This is a genomic window from Pseudomonas sp. QC2 (assembly GCF_002859085.1).
Lineage (GTDB): Bacteria > Pseudomonadota > Gammaproteobacteria > Pseudomonadales > Pseudomonadaceae > Aquipseudomonas > Aquipseudomonas petroselini.
In genome coordinates this window covers 144,754-163,302 of sequence record NZ_PKKS01000002.1, presented here as the reverse complement: position 1 = coordinate 163,302, position 18,549 = coordinate 144,754, and the positions used below count along the sequence as shown (strand labels likewise).

Here is an 18,549-nt window from a genome sequence, read left to right as displayed (position 1 = left end):
GCGTCGGCTTTTTGCACTGCCTGCCGCGATATGAAAACACCATGAATTTCGATCTCTACGGATTCGGCCCGGCGCTTGCCGCTGGCGCGCTGATGACCGTCAAACTGGCGCTCACGGCCCTGTGCCTGGGGCTGATGCTCGGCCTGGCCGGTGCCTTGGCCAAGACTTCTGCGCACAAACCGCTGCAATGGGTGGGCGGAGCCTATTCGACCATCGTGCGTGGCGTGCCGGAACTGTTGTGGGTGCTGCTCATTTATTTCGGCACGATCAATGTAGTGCGCGAACTGGGTGAAGTTTTCGGCATCCCCGACCTTTCGCTCAGTGCCTTCGCCGCAGGGGTCATCGCCTTGGGGTTGTGCTACGGCGCCTATGCCACCGAGGTTCTGCGTGGCGCGATCATCGCCATCCCCAAGGGCCATCGGGAAGCCGGTTTGGCGCTGGGGCTGTCGAAAACCCGGATTTTCACCCGCCTGATCATGCCGCAGATGTGGCGCATCGCGCTGCCAGGCCTGGGTAACCTGTTCATGATCCTGATGAAGGACACTGCGCTGGTCACGGTCATCGGCCTCGAAGAAATCATGCGTCACGCGCAGATCGCGGTCACCGTTACCCGGCAACCCTTCACCTTCTATCTGGTCGCGGCCTTCATCTACCTGGGCCTGACCTCGCTGTCGATGGTCGGCATGCACTTCCTGGAACAACGCGCCGCCCGCGGCTTCGTGAGGACGACGTAATGGAATGGGAAGTCATCATCAAGTGGCTGCCAAAGTTTATCCAAGGCGCCATCCTGACCCTGGAACTGGTGGGCATCGCTGTCATTCTTGGCCTGATACTCGCGATTCCGCTGGGCGTCGCTCGTGCGTCCAAGCGTTGGTATGTGCGTTCGCTGCCCTACGCCTACATCTTTTTCTTCCGTGGCACACCGCTGCTGGTGCAACTGTTCCTGGTCTACTACGGCCTGGCCCAGTTCGATGCCGTGCGCACCAGCGCCATGTGGCCGTACCTGCGTGATCCGTTCTGGTGTGCCACGGCCACCATGACCCTCCACACCGCCGCGTACATCGCCGAGATCCTGCGCGGTGCGATCCAGGCTATTCCCCCGGGCGAAATCGAAGCCGCTCGCGCCCTGGGCATGTCCAAGCCGAAGACGTTGTTCTACATCATCCTGCCGCGCGCCGCGCGTATCGGCTTGCCTGCCTACAGCAACGAAGTGATCCTGATGCTCAAGGCCAGCTCGCTGGCGAGTACGGTAACGCTGCTTGAGCTGACCGGCATGGCCAGGACGATCATTGCGCGCAACTACCTGACAGTGGATATGTTCTTCACCGCTGGTGTGTTCTACCTGCTGATGTCGTACCTGCTGGTACGCGGCTTCAAACTGCTGGAACGCTGGCTGCGCGTTGATGCCTGTCAAGGACGTTGAGGCACGCTTCCAGGCGCTGGATGCATTCCTGACCGAACACCAAGGGCTGTGGAAACCACGGCCCTTTACGCACCTGTATTTACCTTGGGAAACCCAGCACCCCGAACTCGCCCAGTGGCTACGCCGACGCTCGTTAGCCGCTGCCGAAGCCAGTCACAATCAGCCCCACGACCTGGCGGCACCCGCGCCGTTTCCGCAGCTTGCCGCGCAAGCCCGGCAGCTCAGTGCTGTGGATAAGTTACCGATGCAGCCCTTGGCACCCGCTCGCCATCGCCTTAGCGTCGATGTACCTGGCCGTAAATGGGCACAAATCGAAGCGTTCGGCGCCGCGCTGCAGTTTGCGCAAAAGCCCGGGCACTGGCTGGACTGGTGTGCGGGAAAAGGCCATCTGGGTCGTCGCCTGTTGCAGGCAGATCAAGCATTGACCTGCCTGGAATACGACCCGGCGCTGATCGCCGCAGGCCAGGCCTTGAGCGAGCATCACGGCCTGCCCGTCACGCATTGCCTGCAAGACGTGATGGCCGCTGTGGCTATCGGCCCCGAACACACGCCCGTCGCCCTGCATGCCTGTGGCGACCTGCATGTACGCCTGCTGCACCTGGCCAGCGCCGCCGGCTGCAAACAGTTGGCGCTGGCGCCCTGCTGCTACAACCGCATCAACGCCCAGGCCTACCAGCCACTGTCCAGCGCCGGTCGTGCTTCACCCCTGCAACTGTCGATCGATGACCTCGGCCTGCCGCTGAGCGAAACCGTCACCGCGGGCAAACGGGTGCGTTTGCAGCGGGACACGTCCATGGCGCGACGCCTGGGTTTCGATCAACTGCAACGCCAGTTGCGTGGCTGTGACGAGTACCTGCCCACACCGTCGCTGCCCGCGAGCTGGCTGGACAGGCCCTTCGCGGACTACTGCCACGCGCTGGCAAAACTCAAAGGGTTATCCACAGACGAACAGGATTGGGCGGGTTTAGAGGCGTATGGCTGGCGACGCCTGGCAGAGGTCAGAAACCTGGAATTGGTGCGTGGTCTGTTTCGGCGGCCGCTGGAGTTATGGCTGGTGCTGGATCGTGCACTGTTTCTCAGCGAAAACGGCTACAGGGTGGAAGTCGGCACCTTCTGCGAACCGGCCTTGACGCCGCGCAACTTGATGGTGCTTGCCGAGCGCGATTAAGGGGCGAAATTGTCGCGGCACAGCCTGTGGATAACTCTGTTGATGAATTCTTTACAGAGCCCGTAGCTATCTGCGTTACAGGCCAAAAGCCAGGCTGGTCATTTTTTGTTCACAAAATAAAACGCACTCAAAACAGGCAGTTGCGGCGTGATGAGAACGCCTCCACACAACGGCTGTTTCGTGACATTGCCCTCCAACCGATTGTGCATAAGCATCTGGCGTTAAGCGAATAAAGCGCAATTTAAAGCCGTTTTTTACGTGCAATCAGCAGCCGGCAAAGCTCGGTGATATCGTCCCCCGCCAAGCTCAATGCCTGGCTATCCAATGGGTCGATACCAAACGCCAGGGCCTCGCTGATCGCCATATCGCGGTGCACCTCCAGAGGCTCTCTGGTGCCCAGGCGCTGCTTGAACGCCTCCACCATATCCAGGCTGAAGGCATTGTCCTCATCCAGTTGGTTGATCACAAAGTGCACGTGCGGTGGGCGTTCACGCTGAAGGTGCGGTGCCAACAGCCCGTCGAGTTGGTCCAGTGTGCCCAGGGAGGCGGCGTCGGCTTGGGCAATCACCAGCACCACGTCGGCCACGCTCAAGGCTTGATGGAAGTAGACGTTATTGCCGGCGGGGGTATCGATGATCACGGTATGACGGGCGCTCAGGCCCAATGCAGACAAGCGCTGCGCCAACCAGTCCGGTTCATGTTTGAGCCAACGTTGCAGGTCGTCCTGCTGGCGCATATCGGTGTCGCCAAAGGTGATCACACGACTGCCGACAAAGCCTGGCTGCTGGATATTGTCCCACTGCGCATTGCGCAGGCTTGTCGGGCCGATACCCGGCGAGGCAGGGCTGACACCGAAGTGCATCCGCAGGGCGTTCTGTGGGTCCAGGTCCACGGCGACCACCGACTCACCCAGGCGCTGCAAACCGCTGCTCAAGGCCGTCGCCAAGGTACTGCGCCCCACGCCGCCATTGACCGACACCAACGCCACCACGCACGGACGTCGTACCCCCTTATCCACGGACTGGGATTGCGCCTGCGCACTGGGGGCTTGAGGGGGAAACGGGGTGCCGTCATCCACGGGAATGCTGCCAAAAAAATGCAGCCGCGCATCCAGCCCTTGGGCGTCACGGCTGACGTCTTTCCCCAGCAGAACGAGAAGACCATCTGTAAAGCTCATAGCGGATTCCTCATCACGGCGAAGCTTAACGACGTGAAAAGGCCAGCTCATCCGGCTGCTTACCGCAGGTCTTTTTGTCGTCGCCCTTGTGCAGGCAGTCTGCTTCAAGCTCACAAAAGTGTCATTATTTTGATGCTTGCGCTGTTTATTTTTTAGACAAACGGACAATCGTCAAATTACTGGCCAATCGTGATGACATCGTATGGCGTTTGCAAATCGCGCTCTGGAATCTCCCAAATCAACAACTTAGGCGGGGTTTGCTTGAACGCCGGGCTGTCAAAGTACGCCTTGGCCGCACCGGAGAATTCACCGCCGTCCTTGCTGAAATTGCCCACAGGCGCATTCAGGGCCTTTTGCAGGAAGCCGACAAAGTTGGAGTTACGCGAGAACGACGTGCCGATCAGCGCCACATTGGGCAGGCCGGCATCGCCAAACAGGTCGTCGGCATTACTGGTCGCACCACCGGTTTCATGGGCCGTGCTGGCCGCGACCGATTCCCCTGGCGGCTGCAACGTGGGCGGCAACCAGTCGAGACCGGCCAGGCGCACCAAGTCGCCCGGACGCACGGCGAGCGGCGCCTGGGTGATGTCGAAGGTTTGCTCCGGCGTGGCCTTGATGCCGCGCTGCTGGGTACGCTGCGCCACGGCCTTGGCCCCCGCGTTGGAGCCGATTTCGCTCCAGTGGGTGTCGGTGCGCAGGTAGGCTTCGGCGCCCAGCGGTTTCAATGTTTCGGTGAGGTCCAACGCGGAAACGCCGGCGGCCTGCAACATGGCGGTCCAATCCCGCACCCGGTTATCGAGCACCGCCGGGCGGTACAGGCCACAGCGTTGGGCGGCGGCGATGCGGCTCTTGTCCGGCACCACCACCACTTGCAGGTCGATACCTTTTTGACCCAGTTGTTTTTGCAGGTCGATCACCGCCTGGGCCTTGGTCTGGGCATTGGCCTCGGCATGCCGGTTGATGCGCAGCTCATCGCTGATAAACAGCCAGCCGGGGCAACCCGGACGTACGCGCGGCCCGGTGTCGCCAAACGCCAGCCAGCTGCCGCCGCGCTCCAGGTTGGCGGCCTGGATCGCCATCGGCGCCTTGGCCAGTTCCTTGGCAAACCGGTGGGTCAGGTCACCGTGCAGCAACATGTCGCTGTCGACCTTGGCCGGCACATAACTGATCGGCCCCTTCACCATCAGCCAAACGCAGGACAGCAGCCCCGCCGCCAAAAAGGGCACCAGCACCCAGGCCGCCAGGGGGCTGGTGCGAACGGCCAAATCGCTCGGTGGAGTCGGCGCGGTAGGAGCAGGCATGGTCGGGCGTCCTTAGAACTGAAAGTACAGAAACGGTACGGCGTCGCGGCTGGCAATCAGCGCGAACGACAACACAAACCCGGCCACCGGCCACAGCGAGGCCGCCACCACAAACCACGGCTGGGTGCCGAAGCGCTGTTCGCAACGCACCTGCCAGATCGGCGCGATGATGCACACCAGCCCCAGCAACGCCGCCATGCCATGGGCCGGGCGCATGGCCACGGCCATCGCGTCACCCAAGGCCATGCCGTGCAGACCGAACTGGCCGGCGTACATGGTCAGTGCCGAATGGAAGTCCGGCGCGCGGAACAACGTCCAGGCCAGGCACACAAACAGCAGCGTGAGAACGTGCGACAGCACCGGCGGAATGCTCGGCAAGCTCGACCGCGACCATGCGCGGTCAACACACAGCGCCACGCCGTGGGCCGAACCCCACAGCAGGTAGTTCCAGCTGTCGCCGCCGTGCCACAACCCAGCAATCGCCATGGTCAGGAACAGGTTGCGGTAGGTGCGCCAGACGCCGTCACGGTTACCGCCCAGCGCGATGTACAGGTAGTCGCGCAGCCAGCTGGACAACGACAAGTGCCAACGCCGCCAGAAGTCCTGGATGCTGCTGGCCAGGTACGGCCGGTTGAAGTTTTCCGGGAAGTGGAAGCCCAGCATCAAGCCCAAGCCGATGGCCATGGCGCTGTAGCCGGCGAAGTCGAAAAACAGTTGCAGCGAATACGCCAAGCAACCGATCCAGGCGTCCACCAGGCTGGGGTTTTCCAGGTGGAAGGCAATGTCCACCAGCGGCGACAAGGTGTCGGCCACCAGCACTTTCATGCCCATGCCGATCATGAAGCGCCGTGCGCCCAGGGAGAAATTCGCCCAGTTGAAATACCGCTGGTTCAGCTCACGGCGGACCCAGTCGTAACGGATGATCGGGCCCGCAATCGAGTGCCCGAACATCGAAATATAGGTGGCGTAGTTGATGAAGCTGCGCTCCACCGGCACCGTATGACGGTGCACATCCACCAGGTAGGAAATCGCCTGCAACACGATGAACGACAAGCCCGCCGGCAAGGCCACGCGCTGCCAGTCCAGCGGCATCGCACCGTACCAGGTGATCACCTCGCTCACCGTGCCGGCGACGATGTTGGCGTACTTGTACCAACACAGCACGGCCGTGTTGAACACGATCAACGCGATCAACAGGCGCACCCGGCCTTTGCCGTACTCACGGGAGCGGTCCACCAGCAAGCCGCCGACCCATGCCACCACGGTCAACACCATGTGCAGGAACAGGAACAACGGGCTCAACCAGCCGTAGAACAACCAGCTGCCGATCAACAGGATCACGTTGCGCCAGCTCGGACGAGCCAGGGCATAGATCAACAGGAAGGCCGGCAGGAACAGCGTGAGGAATTCGAGTGAGGCAAAGACCATGGTGGTGTCGGGCCCGATCAGTTAGCGAGTGCGTCAGAGGCGAACAGCAACTTCGAGCCTGTGTCTGAAGGAACGGCCAATACGCTGTAGCGCTCGCCCGCCTTGAGAGTGAACGTCAACGGCTGGCCCACCGGCGAGCCGGCGCATTTGAGCTGCACCGACAATTCCACCGGGTTGATCATGCGCCGCTGCACGGCACCTTCAGCGACCTGCTTGAACAGCTCGGCCTTTTGCGCCACGGCTTCCAGGCTGGCGTCGGCGCAGGTGGCGTCGGCGTTGATGAACGCCAGTGAGGCTTTGAGCGCATTGAAGTCGTCCGGCACTTCACGCACCACCAATTGGCGCGTGGCGCCCTTGGCATCGACCAGTGCAACCACCGTGGCGAATTCGCCCGGCGCCACTTTCACCGAGAAATCAGCGTTTTTGCCGCCGCTGCTCAATACGCCTTTGATCGGCTTGTCGCCGCCGACAACCGGCAGGAACGCCGACACGGGTTTGTCGCCGCTCAACACCAGGCTGGCCTTGGAACCGTCCGCCACCAGCTTCAATTCGCCAGGGGTGCCGTTGGCAAACCGCAGGAACGCTGCGTCTTGCTCCGGGCCGGTCGGGTACAGCGGGATGTCGGCACTGTAGGCGCTGACACTGGCGAGCAAGGTCGCCAGGCCCAGGGTCATCCGTTTCATTATTTGCTTCCTTTACCGTAGGCCGATGGCGGCAGGTCACCCAAGGCTGTACCGATGGCCTTGGCCCACTTCTGGTAGCCGTCGATGGTGAAGTGCTGGCCGTCGGTGGTGATCCACTCGCCTGGCTTCGAGAACGTCAGCGAGTCGATGTAGGTGCACGGCGCCACGTTACTGGCGAGGAACGACGACATCAGCTTGGTGCGGGTGTCGTCTTTCTTGTACTGCGAACCGACCTTGCCCCATGGCGGGCCGACCCACACGCACTTGGTGCCGGTGTCGGTGATGGCTTTGGTCAGCGAGGTCACGCTTTTCCAGGCCCAGGCTTTAGGGAACACCGGGTTGGTGTAGGAGCCCATGGTGTCGCCGATGATCAACACGACCACGTCGGGTTTGTCTTTGGCGATCAGCTCCTGGATCGGCGTGGTGCTCATGGCGTTTTTGCCATAGATCACGGCCTTGCCGGTGGGCGTGCGTTCGCCGCCGCATTCGACTTTTTTCGGCACAACCCAATCCGCCGCACCGGCACCGCACGCACCGATGGAGTGAACCACCGCGCCTTGCTTGGTGAGGTTGTCTTGCAGCGGGTTGAGCAACGAATCGGGAAAGCTCATATGACTTTCGCCCAATACCAGCATGGTTAGGCCGGCAATCGCAGAAACAGGCATGAATGACTCCGATTAATCAGTTGGAATAAGGGGAACGGTACGGACTGACCGGCAAGGGCATAGGCCCGCTCAGGTCTTCGAACAAGTAGCGCAGATAAGCATTACCGGCGTACTGGCGGTAGTCCTGGGCGTTGTCGAGACCGATTTCGCCGCCCAGGTAGAAGCGCGAGCTCAAGCGGTATTCGGCGGCGGCGTTGAAGCTGTAGCCGACGCCAGTCTTGCTGGTGCTGTCGTACTTTGGATTATTTTTGGTGGCTTGAAGCGTGCTGTCGCCAGGGAAATAATCCGCGCCATCTTGCGCGATATGCTGCAGGCCCACCGAACTTTTTACCTGGTAACTGAAGCGATCAAAGCTTTGCGCCCAACGAATCGGTACGCCGAGGGAGAAAAAGCGCTGCGGGCTGAAGTAACCGCCGTTGCCGTAGGTGTAGAAGTCCTGGTTTTCCTTGAAGGTCATCGCCGAACCACTGATACCCAGCGTCAACGTGTCGCGCGGGTTGTTACGCAGGTACCAGTAGATACCGCTGCCCAACTCCAGGCGGGTGTTGTCTTCAACATTGTTGCCCAGCAACTCATGCAACGACGCGTAGCCGTAGACGCCCAGTTTCTGGTTGTCATAGCTCAGCTCGCCACGGCCGCCGTTGGCGGTGACGCCCCCCCACTTGTTGCCCGCGCCGTCTTCGGAGCCGGCAAAGGAAGTGACGCTGTCGGTGACCGGGCGCCGCGAGATGTTGGCGCCGTAGCGGAAGTTCGAATTGGCCTCGAACGGACGCGACACGCTCACGCCGCCCACGAGGGTGTTGTAGAGGAAGCCCAGAGGGCTCACGCCGACGTCAGCCTTGAGGCCTTGATCCGGGTTTTCAAACGCCACGGCCAAACCGACACCGCTATCGCTCTGAGAGCCCGCCGGCTCTGTGCCGCCTTTACCAAAGCGCGACAACGACTCAGCCTTGACGCTACCAGCACTCAAATGCACCGGCGTCACCCGCAGCGCCACAGTGTTATCCCCCACCGGCATCCGCGCTTCAAACGGCGCTTCCACATCGGTGATTTTGCTCAAGCCTTTCTCACCGTTGTTGCTGCGTACGCTCAAGCCCTGCACCACATAACCGGTACGGTCACGCAGGATAGTGTCCAGCGCACGACGCGCCGGGCTCAGCTCGGGGCTGTCGATCGACGCAATGCTCGATGGCGGCACAAACGGGTCGCTCAAGTCGTTGGACGTGGCACTCGCAAACGCGTTGGACGTCACGGACTTGGTCGGTGCATCGATCGGTGGCGGTACCGCGCCGGCAACGGTCAGGTCGGTGACCTGGCGACGCTGGCCCGGCAAGCCCACGAACGGGTTATACGACGTACCTGGAGCGCTGGCCTGGGCTACCTGAGTCTTGGCCTTCATGGCGTTTTCAATCGCCAGGGCCTTGCGCAGCAGTTCCGCGGCTTCGCTGTTCTTGCCCAGGCCCTGATAGATGCGCGCGGCCGAGGTGAGGATCTCCGGGTTACCCGGCTCCAGGGCCAACGCCTTGTCACTGGCGCTTTGCGCCAAGCCACGGTCATTACCTTTCAGGGCGATGTCCGCCAGGCCCAGTTGCAGGCGCGCATTATTGGGGTTCTGCTGGATCAACGGCGCGTACAGCTCCATCGCCTTCTTGCCATTGCCGCTGGCGGCGTACATCCGCGCCAGGGCGCCGACGCCCAAGGCGTCGTTCGGGCGCTGGGCCAGGGCCGGGGACAGCATGTCGTAAGCCGCCACCAGGTCGTTCTTCTCACGCAGGGCGTCGGCCTGCTTGACCCGATACAGGTAGATCAAATCGTCGTAGCGCTGGCGGCCGGTCTCGGTCAAAGGCTGGCCTTGCACTTCGCGCAGGATCTCGCCCGCCTCACTGTATTTGTTGGCCTTGAGCAGCACGTTGGCGTACAGCAGCTTCTGGTCGACCGTCGGGTTGGGGTTGTTCTCCACCACCTTCTGCATTATGTCCAGACCGTACTGCGCAGCCCCCACTTCCACATAGGCGGCGGCCAACACGGCCACACGCTCAGGTTTATTGCGGGTCAGCGGTTCGGAACGTCCGAGCAACGCCAAGGCTTCCGGGCGCTGGCCACGGCGAGCGGTTTCGATAGCGATGTCGGTCTGCTGGTGCAGCGCGATGTCGGTCGCCAGTTCGTTCATGTCCGCCGTGCGCTGTGCCGTGGGGATGCGCCCCAAGGTGGCCTCGGCTTGCTTCCACTCGCTCAATTGCGCCGACAACAAGGTGCTGGTGTACAGCGCATCGGGTTGGTTGGGCTGGGACTTGAGCAAGCCGTCGATCAAGGCTCGCGCGTTGCGGATCTGCCCGTCGCGCAGGTACATGCGCGCCAAGGCGAAGCGGGTCCAGGGGTTTTCCGGGTCGGCATCGAGGGCCTGGCGATAGGCGGCTTGCGCGGCCTTCAGATCCCCCCGCTGCTCGGCCAGCTTGCCCACCTGGGTCGCGCGCAACGCGTTGATTTTCACACTCGGTGCGAACTTGGCTCGCTGGGCCGGCGACACCGAGTCGATCAGCTTCAAGGCTTCATCCGGCTGGCCCGACTGGGACAGCACGTTGATCAAGCCGCTCAAGGCATCCGGGTCGCCAGGGTGGCGAGCCAGCACTTTGCGGTAGCCCGCTTCGGCGTCGTCGAACTGGTTGTCCTGGGCCTGGAAGCCCGCCAGCGCAATAGCCGCGCCAGGCTGGCCTGGGTTCAGGCGTTCGGCCTGGGCCACCAGGTCGCGGGCCTGGGCGCTACGACCGGCACGCTGGGCGTCACGGCTTTGGCTGATCAGGTTCCAGTAGCGCACATCATTCAAGGCCGACTGCCAAGCAGCGCCACCCGGCAAGCGCGTGGCTTGGACCAGGTAGTTTTCCGCCTCGCTGTAGCGCTCTTGCTGTTGACGCAACACGCCCATGCCGCCGAGGGCATCAACGTCATTGGACTTTTGCGCAAGGCGCGCCGCCAGCAGAGGCTCGGCGGTTTTCAGGTCGCCGTCATCCAACGCCTTGAAAGCCTTGGTCATCTGCGGATCACGCTGCCAGGTGCCACCGCCTTTACCTTGGGCGATGCCTTTGTTCATCAGCGCGCGGATCTCGCTGTCATCCGGGTGCACGGTGAGGAACTGCTGGAACAGCGAAACCTGGTCCGGTTTCGGCGGGCCGAGCCAGACCAGCGCGAAGCGCCAGGTTTCGTCAGCGTTGCCGCCCACGTCGTTGTTCGATGCCAGTTTAGCCAGGGCCCGTATACCGTCAGGCCGGGTGGCCGGGTTACGCGCCAGGTGCTTGGCCAGGAACAGCGCAACGATCGGGTCGTTCGGGCGTTCACGGGTCAGGCGCTGCAGGCCGGCGATGGCCTCGCTGCTGCCTTTGGCGGTAAAGCCCAGGGTGTTGTAGTACTCGCGGGCGATCAGGCCTTGAGGCTGACGGCCCTGGAAAATCTGGCGATACAACGCCACAGCCTGTTCACGCTCGGCCTCCGGCTCGCCCAGTTCACGCGCCTGTTCCAGCAACTTGGCGTTGTCCGGAACCGCAACGGTGATGTCCTGTTCCAGTTGCAAGGCCTGGCGCGGCACCGGGCTCAACGCTTGCAAACGGGCCAGGTACTTTTGCGCTTCGGCCGGGTGGTTCTGTTGCACCTGGATCAGGCCGATCCCGTACAGCGCATCCGGTTGATCCGGGCTCAGGCGCAGCAACTTCTGCCAGGTTTCCAGGGCGCGTTCGGGGTTCTTTTTCGACTGCCAGTAATAGCCCTGCTCAATCAGCAGGGACTGCGGGTCGCTGGTTTCAGCGACGCTGGCGGTGGAGGCCAGGGCGGCGAGAATCGCAATGGCTAGCGTGTGACGGCGCATGCGGCCTCCCAGGAAAGTTTGACCGTACCGTCTTGTTCAAAACGGTACTTCTGATCGGCAAAGCCCTGGCTGAACAGGCTGAGCATGTAGTCGTAGTAGATCGGCTGCGCGGTGTCCGGCGCCGAAGGGGCCAGGGCTTTGGCGAGCGCGTCGTCGACCTTGGCCTTCTGCAACTGCGCCAGTGCGGTTTCGCCGCGAGCCTGGAAGAAGGCAACGGTGGAGGCCGAGAAGCCCATCGGCGTATAGCCGTTGTTTTTCTCGACTTCGCCGGTCAGTACATGGATTTTTTCCGGTGGGTAGCCGGTGGCCGATGCTGCGGTGGCCCGCGTCATGCCGCCCAGGGATTTCAACATGGGCGCCGCCAGCGGATCGCCCTTGGCGGTCATGCCGGCCCACATGTAAGTGCGGATCGCGTCATAGCTGCCCAGGTCATCGGAAAACGGGTCGACCACGAACAGCCCGGTGTTGGCGCTGGTGGCGCGGTAACCGACCCAGTTGGCCGCGAGGCCGTGAGGGTTGCTGGCCGTATCAGCAAGCATCTTGGCGTTGCTGTCGGCCACCTCATTCCAGCCGGCATTCGGGCGTTCTTTGTGGAAGCGACGCAGTTGCGCCAGCACCTGATAGCTCGGGTTGAAGCGCCACAGGCCACCGGCGTGCACGTAGCCCACCGGGCCTGGCAACAGCATCTTGCCGAGGCCAGGCACACGCACGATCAGGTTGCGTTCAACGTTTGCCAGCAACAATTGCGCGTCGGCACGGTACTGCGGTGCATTCCACACGCGTGCCGCTTCGAGCAAGGCGTAGGCCATCCACAAGTCGGCGTCGCTGGCGGAGTTCGGGTCGATCACACCCCATGTGTTATCGGCTTTTTTGCCCCACAACCAGCCGGGCAGGTTCTGGCCGATGTCGGCGCCCGACATGTTGGCCTTGGTCCAGGTCCACAGCTTGTCGAAGCTCGCACGGTCGTTGCCGACCAGGGCAAAGAACATCGCATAGGATTGGCCTTCCGAGCTGCTCTCGGTGGGTTTCATGGACGAGTTCAGCACGCGCCCATCATCCTGCACGAAGCGCTTGGCGTAGTTCTGCCACAACGGCCAGTCGCAGGTTTGCGCTTGCGCGCTACCGACGAACATCACCGCGCCCAGCGCCGCCAGGGCCATGCTCTTAAGCGGGCTCATGCCAACCGCCGTTTTGCACGGGCACGCAGCGACAAGTAGATCAGGCTGGTGACCACGGCCAGGCCGAGGAAGGTGATCAACAGCATCCAACCCAGGTTCTGCGACAGTTGCCACTGCATGAATTTGAAGTAGTTGAGCTTGCCGACGTAGTACTGCTCATCGCCTACCAGCGAGCTGATTTGCGTGCCTTGCACCACCGCCAGGCTGCCTTGGATCGAGTCTTTATAGTCGTCACCGCCGATCAGCGCGTTGGTCGCTTCCAGCAGGCCCTGAGGCTGGTTGCTGGCGATCAGCACCACGCTGCGACCGCTCTTGAGCGGCGATTGGAAACCCGCCAGCCACGTGCTGTTGCTCAGGCCCTTGAAGGTAATGCCGGTGTTGGCCGGGTGTTGGTTGGCCGCCGGGTCCGGGCTGATCCAGCTGCGCACATAACGTGGCAGGTCAGACAGCAGGAACTGGTGTTGCTCGCCATCGCTGGTCGCCGGCAGGTATTGCTGCCACTGCTTGAGCAGCGGTTGGTTGGCAGCGGTAGCGAGCACCAACAGGTCTTTGTCGGCAACGCTTTGCACGTCTTTGGCCTGCACTACTTTTACCGCAGTGGCCGGGTAGCCGGTGGCTTCGCCAAAACGGCCAAGCACCGTCAGGTAGGCGGTCAGCTCGTCGGTACCGTAATTGTCGGGCATGACCACGGCCGACTCCGACAGGTCAGCCAAACGGGTGAACGGGAAACCCGAGTCGTTGAACACGCCCAGGTTCGGCATGGCGATATAGTGCTGGTAGCCCGTGACGTCGAGGGTCGAGTCCGGGTCGACCGAACCGCGCATGTTGTCGACGATGATGTCGCGGCATTCGCCTTCTTTGATGTAGTCGTACATGAAGCGCACTTGCAGCTTGGACTTGGGCGATGCCGAGCTGATCGGCAACAGGGTCGTCACTTCACGCGGCAGGCTTTCGTCTTTCTTCAACTGGTCGAGCAGGGATTGGCCGCCGCCCAGGTTGCTCACCGACGGCAATGCCACGGACTTCATGAACTGATCATTCAGACCGATCAGCAGCGACGAGTTGGTCGACACCTGCTGCGGCGTGTAGCGGTATTTGAGCTTGAGCGGCACACCCTCTTCACGCCAGTTGAACAGGTCTGGCGGCAGGCGCATATCGACGCTGATCGCGCCTGGGTTGTAGCCCGACACGCTGAGTTTTTGCTGTTCGATCAACTCGCCCAGGCGGACCGGGCGGTTGCTTGGCAGCCAGTTCGGGGCATCGTATGGACGACGCGGTGCGAGGGTATCCAGCTTGGTGATCACCACGCTGTTACCGGCCAATACCGGGTTGCCCAGCACCACCGCGTTGGCGGCGCGCTTGAGCTCTGCACCGTCACGGCCGGTGACGATCAGCAGCTTGCCGTTGGCGTCGTTCGGGTTGGCGATGAGGGTGAGGGTCGGGCCGGCCGGCTTGGCGACGGCAACACCGTGTATGTCCATCGCATCGGCAGTTTGCACAAGCACGATGGCGTTGCCTTTGGCCGGCAGCTCACCGAGGGTGGTCGGGAACGTCGCGCCGCGGTAGCTGGCGAGGCCGCCGATCCACGACGACAGAGCGCCGGCGGCTTCCAGCGCGGCGCTGTCGGGAGCGGTGGCGAACACGAACGGCAGGCTCACCTGGCGTGCGTCACGCTTGTCGAAGAACGGCAGCGGCAGCACGGCCAAGTCGTCTTTGAGCACGATCGGCTCGACCTGCACTTTCAGCTCACTGCTGTTGCTGATCTTGGCCCACAGGCTGCTGTGCAGTGGGTCTTCGCAAGACATGGTGTAGTGGCCGATGAACTGCAGGCTCAGGCGGTTGAACTCGGTGATCAAGTGCGCCGGGATCTGCACCAACTGCTCTTGCGGCGTGCCCGCGCCTTCTTTAGGCAGCGGCAGGCTGGCGGCGACTTCGCCGTTGACCAGCACGTTGATCTGCGACAGATCGGCCAGCAGCGCCGGCGAGTAGCTGTACTTGAGCAACAGTTGCGCGCCCTTCACCACTTCATCGGCACGGATATCAAAGTTGACGCTGTCGGACGACTCCACACCTTGCAGGTTCATGGTGTCGCGACGCCCCAATTGCTTGAGGGTCAGGCTGTAGCCGGTGTCGGTACTTTGTACCGGCACGGTGGCAACCGCTTGCTCGGCAGCTTGCGCGAGGGTGTTGAAGCCCATCAGCGAGGCGATCATCAGCGCCAGTGCACGGCGCGGATGAGGGCGAGCGAATATGTTCGAGGTCATGGCTTGTCCATCAGCGTATCTAGCGGTTTTGTGGGGGTGCGGCTCAAGGCCAGACGCAGTTCGTGTAGGGTGGCGCGGCCGAGGGTGAACAAGCCGCCGATGCCGATGGAGCCGACTTCGCGCAGGGCCGCCAGCGGCGTATCCGGCTGACCGGCGCCCCAACTCGCGGCCCAGGTATCGGCGCGTGAGAAGGTCAGGCGAACCAGTTCGCTTTGCTGGCGCAGGCTGAGGGCTTCGAACTGGGCGCCGATCTGCGCGCCCTTGCTGAACACCACGCGGGCGTCAAACAGGCTGTCCTGGCCGTTGCGCGACAGTACCAATTGCACGCGTTCACCCTGGGTGATCGAGTGACCATCGGAAAGCATCAAACCGAAGCCGTTTTGCGAGAAGTCCTGGGTGGTGCCATCAAGCACGCGGCCGTCGGCGCAAATGATGCTCACTGGCAGCTTGGCGCTGACACGCGGCTCGGAACGCACTTGGCGTGCTTCCGAGGCCACGGCCACGGCGGCACTGGTGATGATCAGGTTATAGAGGGTCCAGGTCAGGTTGATCGCCACCGTCACGGCAGTGGACGCATCGCCCCAGATCAACTGGTGGATACCGAAGCCGAGGCCGATCAGGTTGACCGCCAACAACACCAGGTAGGGCCGGGCGAGTTTCCAGTCGAAGAACTGCTTGTCGATGATGCCGCCCTTGTCGGTGACGTTGAAGCCACCCGCCTTGGGATTGACCAGCGCGACCAGCACCGGCGGCAGGATGTACCAGGCCAGTACGGTCTCGTACACCTCGTTCCAGAACGAGTGACGGAAGCGCCCCTGGATCCGCGAGTTGGTCAGGCTGGAGTGCACCAAGTGCGGCAACACATAGGCGACGATCATCAGCGCCGATGCGTGGAAGATTTCTGCGCCGAAAATCAGGTAGGCCAACGGCGCGGTCAAAAACACCAGGCGCGGCAAACCATAGAAAAAGTGCAGCATGGCGTTGGCATAACAGATGCGCTGGCCCCACTTCAGGCCTTTGCCCAGCAGCGGGTTGTCGGTGCGGAAAATCTGCGCCATGCCCCGTGCCCAGCGAATGCGCTGGTTGATGTGGCGCGACAGGCTTTCAGTGGCCAGGCCCGCGGCTTGTGGGATGGCCAGGTAAGCGGTGTTGTAGCCCAGGCGGTTGAGCTTGAGCGCGGTGTGGGCGTCTTCGGTCACGGTCTCAACGGCTACGCCGCCGATTTCCAGCAGCGGCTCACGGCGGATCACGGCACAGGAGCCACAGAAGAAGGTGGCGTTCCACAGGTCGTTGCCGTCCTGCACCAGGCCGTAGAACAGCTCACCTTCGTTGGGCACGGCGCGGAACGTGTCGAGGTTCTTTTCAAACGGGTCCGGCGAGAAGAAGAAGTGCGGCGTTTGCAGCATCGCCAGCTTCGGATCTTTCAGGAACCAGCCCAGGCTCACTTGCAGGAAGGAACGCGTCGGCACATGGTCGGCGTCGAACAGGGCGATGTATTCGCCGTCGGTGACCTTCAACGCTTCGTTGAGGTTACCGGCCTTGGCGTGGAAGTTATTGTCGCGCCGGATGTAGTTCACGCCGACCTTGCGGCAGAATTCGCGGAAGTCGTCGCGACGACCGTCGTCGAGCACGTGAACGCGCAGCTTGTCCTTGGGCCAGTCCATTGCCTGGGCGGCGAAAATGGTCAGCTTTACGATGCTCAGCGCTTCGTTATACGTCGGGATGAACACGTCGACCGTCGGCCACTCTTCCGGCTCGGTCTTGAGCCACACCGGCGTGCGGCGCAGCGGCCAGGCGGTTTGCACGTAGCCGAAGATCAGCACGATCAGGGCGTAGAACTCGGCCGCGACCAGGCCGTAGCCGAAGAACATGTCGACCCAGGTTTCAAAGCCGAGGGTGGAGGTGAGGCGCCAGAACATGTAGCGCAACGACGCCACCAGCGACAACACCACCAAGGCGAGGATCGCCAGGCGCCCCGGGATCTTGCGCAGTACCAGCACCGCCAGGAAGCACACGGCGGCAAACAGGCATTGGCTGTAGAGGTCGAGCGGCGCGCTGATAATGCCCAGCAGCAGCATGGCGCCGAGCACGCAACTGGCAACAACCAGTACCGTACGCAGCGCCGAAGGCCACCGATTGAAGCGCGCGATGGCGCCATTTAGGCGCTGTTCAGCGCGCCCTTCGACGAAGGGCGTGGAGGACGTAGTGTCGGTCATGGGAGGTCCGAGTCGATTCGTTCGAGCAATGCGCGGCACAGGGCATGGATGTCCTGGCTGCCGATACTGTTGACGGTGGGGTCAAGGGGATCACGCCCGTAGGCCTGGGCTTCGCTGAACGCGGGGTCGCGGTGGACCGTCCCCAACAGGGCAGCACCCAGGCGGGTCTTGAACACCTCGGCCATGTCCAGGCTGAAGCGGTGGGCACCGTCCAGTTGGTTGATCACATAGAAGCGTCGTGGCGTTTTTTTGCGATTGAGAGAGGGCTTGAGCACGCTGTCCATCTGATCGAGCGTGCTGAACGACGCCACGTCCGGCTGCACCACTACCAGCACTGCGTCGGCGACCGACATGGCTTGGCTGAAGTACACGGTATTGCCGGCCGGGACGTCGATGATCACGGTGTCCTGGCCGTTCAATTTGAGGCCGGCCAAGCGTTTACTCAGCCACTCGTCATCCTGGCCCAGCCAGCGATTCAGGCTCTGTTGCTGCTCGTGGTCGGTAGCACCGAATGCCACCAGGCGGCACCCGGCAAAACCGCGCTCGGGCAGCGCTTCCCAGCTTTCATTGAGCAAGCTGGTCGCGCCCACGCCGGGCATGTCGAGACCGAGGCACAAGTGGTGGCGCAGGGCGTTTTGCGGGTCCAGGTCCAGGGCCAGTGCCGGGCGCCCCTGACGCTGCAAACCACTGGCAATCGCGGCAGTCAGGGTGCTGCGGCCAACGCCGCCTTTTACCGAGACAACCACCACGACGTTAGGGCTGGAATGCTCCGAGTACACCTCACCGTTTCGCCCCTCCACCACTTCGGGCGGCTGCAGGTGGTCGGCTTCGCCTTGGCTCAGCTCTTCCAACAGACGCAGCAAAGGCGCTGACGGCGCTTCAATCACAGGCAGGGCTCGAACGACCGCAGGGGTTTCCAGGACCTCTACATCGTCCTCGATGAACTCGTGGACGAAGTCGATCTCGCGGTAGCCACTCGGGTTGGCACCCAGCTTGTTGAATAGTTTTGAAATGTCATCTGCTCGACTCACTCACTGCCCCTCCCCACCTGGTTTGCGCTTTAAAGGCGATAAAAAGGTCAGCAATAGGCTGACCTTGTATTTTTTTAGTTATGTGGTGTCGGGCTCATTCTGTGATATCACAATGATGGTGTCAGTATTTTGATGCTTTTCGCTCAATCTTATCCGACG

The 18,549-nt window shown here is 62.2% G+C and carries 13 protein-coding genes; 3 read left to right on the top strand and 10 right to left on the bottom strand.

Annotated features, from left to right (window positions below; translation table 11 throughout):
* Positions 1 to 41: 41 nt before the first annotated feature.
* From QCBJ_RS00960 to QCBJ_RS00950, 3 genes are read left to right on the top strand one after another with little or no spacing between them, the layout of a single operon-like run.
* Positions 42 to 734: an ABC transporter permease gene (locus QCBJ_RS00960; protein ID WP_046034625.1), complete on the top strand. Its 693-nt coding sequence runs from the start codon at positions 42 to 44 to the stop codon at positions 732 to 734.
* On the top strand, positions 734 to 1,423 hold the full coding sequence (locus tag QCBJ_RS00955) for an ABC transporter permease (RefSeq protein WP_012721732.1): 690 nt from the start codon (positions 734 to 736) through the stop codon (positions 1,421 to 1,423). Before QCBJ_RS00960 ends, QCBJ_RS00955 begins: the two co-directional genes overlap by 1 nt.
* Positions 1,404 to 2,591: a methyltransferase gene (locus tag QCBJ_RS00950; protein ID WP_102059953.1), complete on the top strand. Its 1,188-nt coding sequence runs from the start codon at positions 1,404 to 1,406 to the stop codon at positions 2,589 to 2,591. Before QCBJ_RS00955 ends, QCBJ_RS00950 begins: the two co-directional genes overlap by 20 nt.
* Before the next feature lie 241 nt (positions 2,592 to 2,832).
* Here the strand turns inward: QCBJ_RS00950 and bcsQ (QCBJ_RS00945) are convergent, their stop codons facing one another.
* The 10 genes from bcsQ (QCBJ_RS00945) to bcsQ (QCBJ_RS00900) all read right to left on the bottom strand — a co-directional run bounded on the left by bcsQ (QCBJ_RS00945) (position 2,833) and on the right by bcsQ (QCBJ_RS00900) (position 18,390).
* Positions 2,833 to 3,768 (bottom strand): cellulose biosynthesis protein BcsQ, encoded by a 936-nt coding sequence (gene bcsQ / locus QCBJ_RS00945; RefSeq protein ID WP_043204645.1) that lies wholly within the window; start codon positions 3,766 to 3,768, stop codon positions 2,833 to 2,835.
* A gap of 176 nt (positions 3,769 to 3,944) precedes the next feature.
* On the bottom strand, positions 3,945 to 5,069 hold the full coding sequence (locus tag QCBJ_RS00940) for a cell division protein FtsQ (RefSeq protein WP_102059952.1): 1,125 nt from the start codon (positions 5,067 to 5,069) through the stop codon (positions 3,945 to 3,947).
* A 12-nt stretch (positions 5,070 to 5,081) separates the two neighbouring features.
* Positions 5,082 to 6,497 (bottom strand): MBOAT family protein, encoded by a 1,416-nt coding sequence (locus QCBJ_RS00935; RefSeq protein WP_102059951.1) that lies wholly within the window; start codon positions 6,495 to 6,497, stop codon positions 5,082 to 5,084.
* A gap of 17 nt (positions 6,498 to 6,514) precedes the next feature.
* Positions 6,515 to 7,180, bottom strand: a complete 666-nt coding sequence (locus QCBJ_RS00930) for a cell division protein FtsQ (RefSeq protein WP_102059950.1) — start codon at positions 7,178 to 7,180, stop codon at positions 6,515 to 6,517.
* Positions 7,180 to 7,845 carry an SGNH/GDSL hydrolase family protein gene (locus tag QCBJ_RS00925; RefSeq protein WP_028615346.1) on the bottom strand — a complete coding sequence of 222 codons (666 nt, stop codon included), beginning with the start codon at positions 7,843 to 7,845 and terminating at the stop codon, positions 7,180 to 7,182. The genes QCBJ_RS00930 and QCBJ_RS00925 overlap by 1 nt, the downstream gene beginning before the upstream one ends.
* Before the next feature lie 16 nt (positions 7,846 to 7,861).
* A complete protein-coding gene (locus QCBJ_RS00920; RefSeq protein ID WP_102059949.1) occupies positions 7,862 to 11,701 on the bottom strand; it encodes a cellulose biosynthesis protein BcsC in 3,840 nt (1,279 codons plus the stop codon).
* Complete coding sequence (gene bcsZ / locus QCBJ_RS00915) at positions 11,683 to 12,879, bottom strand: cellulose synthase complex periplasmic endoglucanase BcsZ (RefSeq protein ID WP_093542959.1); 1,197 nt, start codon at positions 12,877 to 12,879, stop codon at positions 11,683 to 11,685. The genes QCBJ_RS00920 and bcsZ overlap by 19 nt, the downstream gene beginning before the upstream one ends.
* The gene (gene bcsB / locus QCBJ_RS00910; RefSeq protein ID WP_046034619.1) at positions 12,876 to 15,143 is read right to left on the bottom strand and encodes a cellulose biosynthesis cyclic di-GMP-binding regulatory protein BcsB; all 2,268 of its coding nucleotides are present in this window, start codon (positions 15,141 to 15,143) and stop codon (positions 12,876 to 12,878) included. Before bcsB ends, bcsZ begins: the two co-directional genes overlap by 4 nt.
* Positions 15,140 to 17,359: a UDP-forming cellulose synthase catalytic subunit gene (gene bcsA / locus QCBJ_RS00905; RefSeq protein WP_046034618.1), complete on the bottom strand. Its 2,220-nt coding sequence runs from the start codon at positions 17,357 to 17,359 to the stop codon at positions 15,140 to 15,142. Before bcsA ends, bcsB begins: the two co-directional genes overlap by 4 nt.
* Positions 17,356 to 18,390, bottom strand: a complete 1,035-nt coding sequence (bcsQ, locus tag QCBJ_RS00900; RefSeq protein WP_102059948.1) for a cellulose biosynthesis protein BcsQ — start codon at positions 18,388 to 18,390, stop codon at positions 17,356 to 17,358. The genes bcsA and bcsQ (QCBJ_RS00900) overlap by 4 nt, the downstream gene beginning before the upstream one ends.
* Positions 18,391 to 18,549 lie beyond the last annotated feature (159 nt).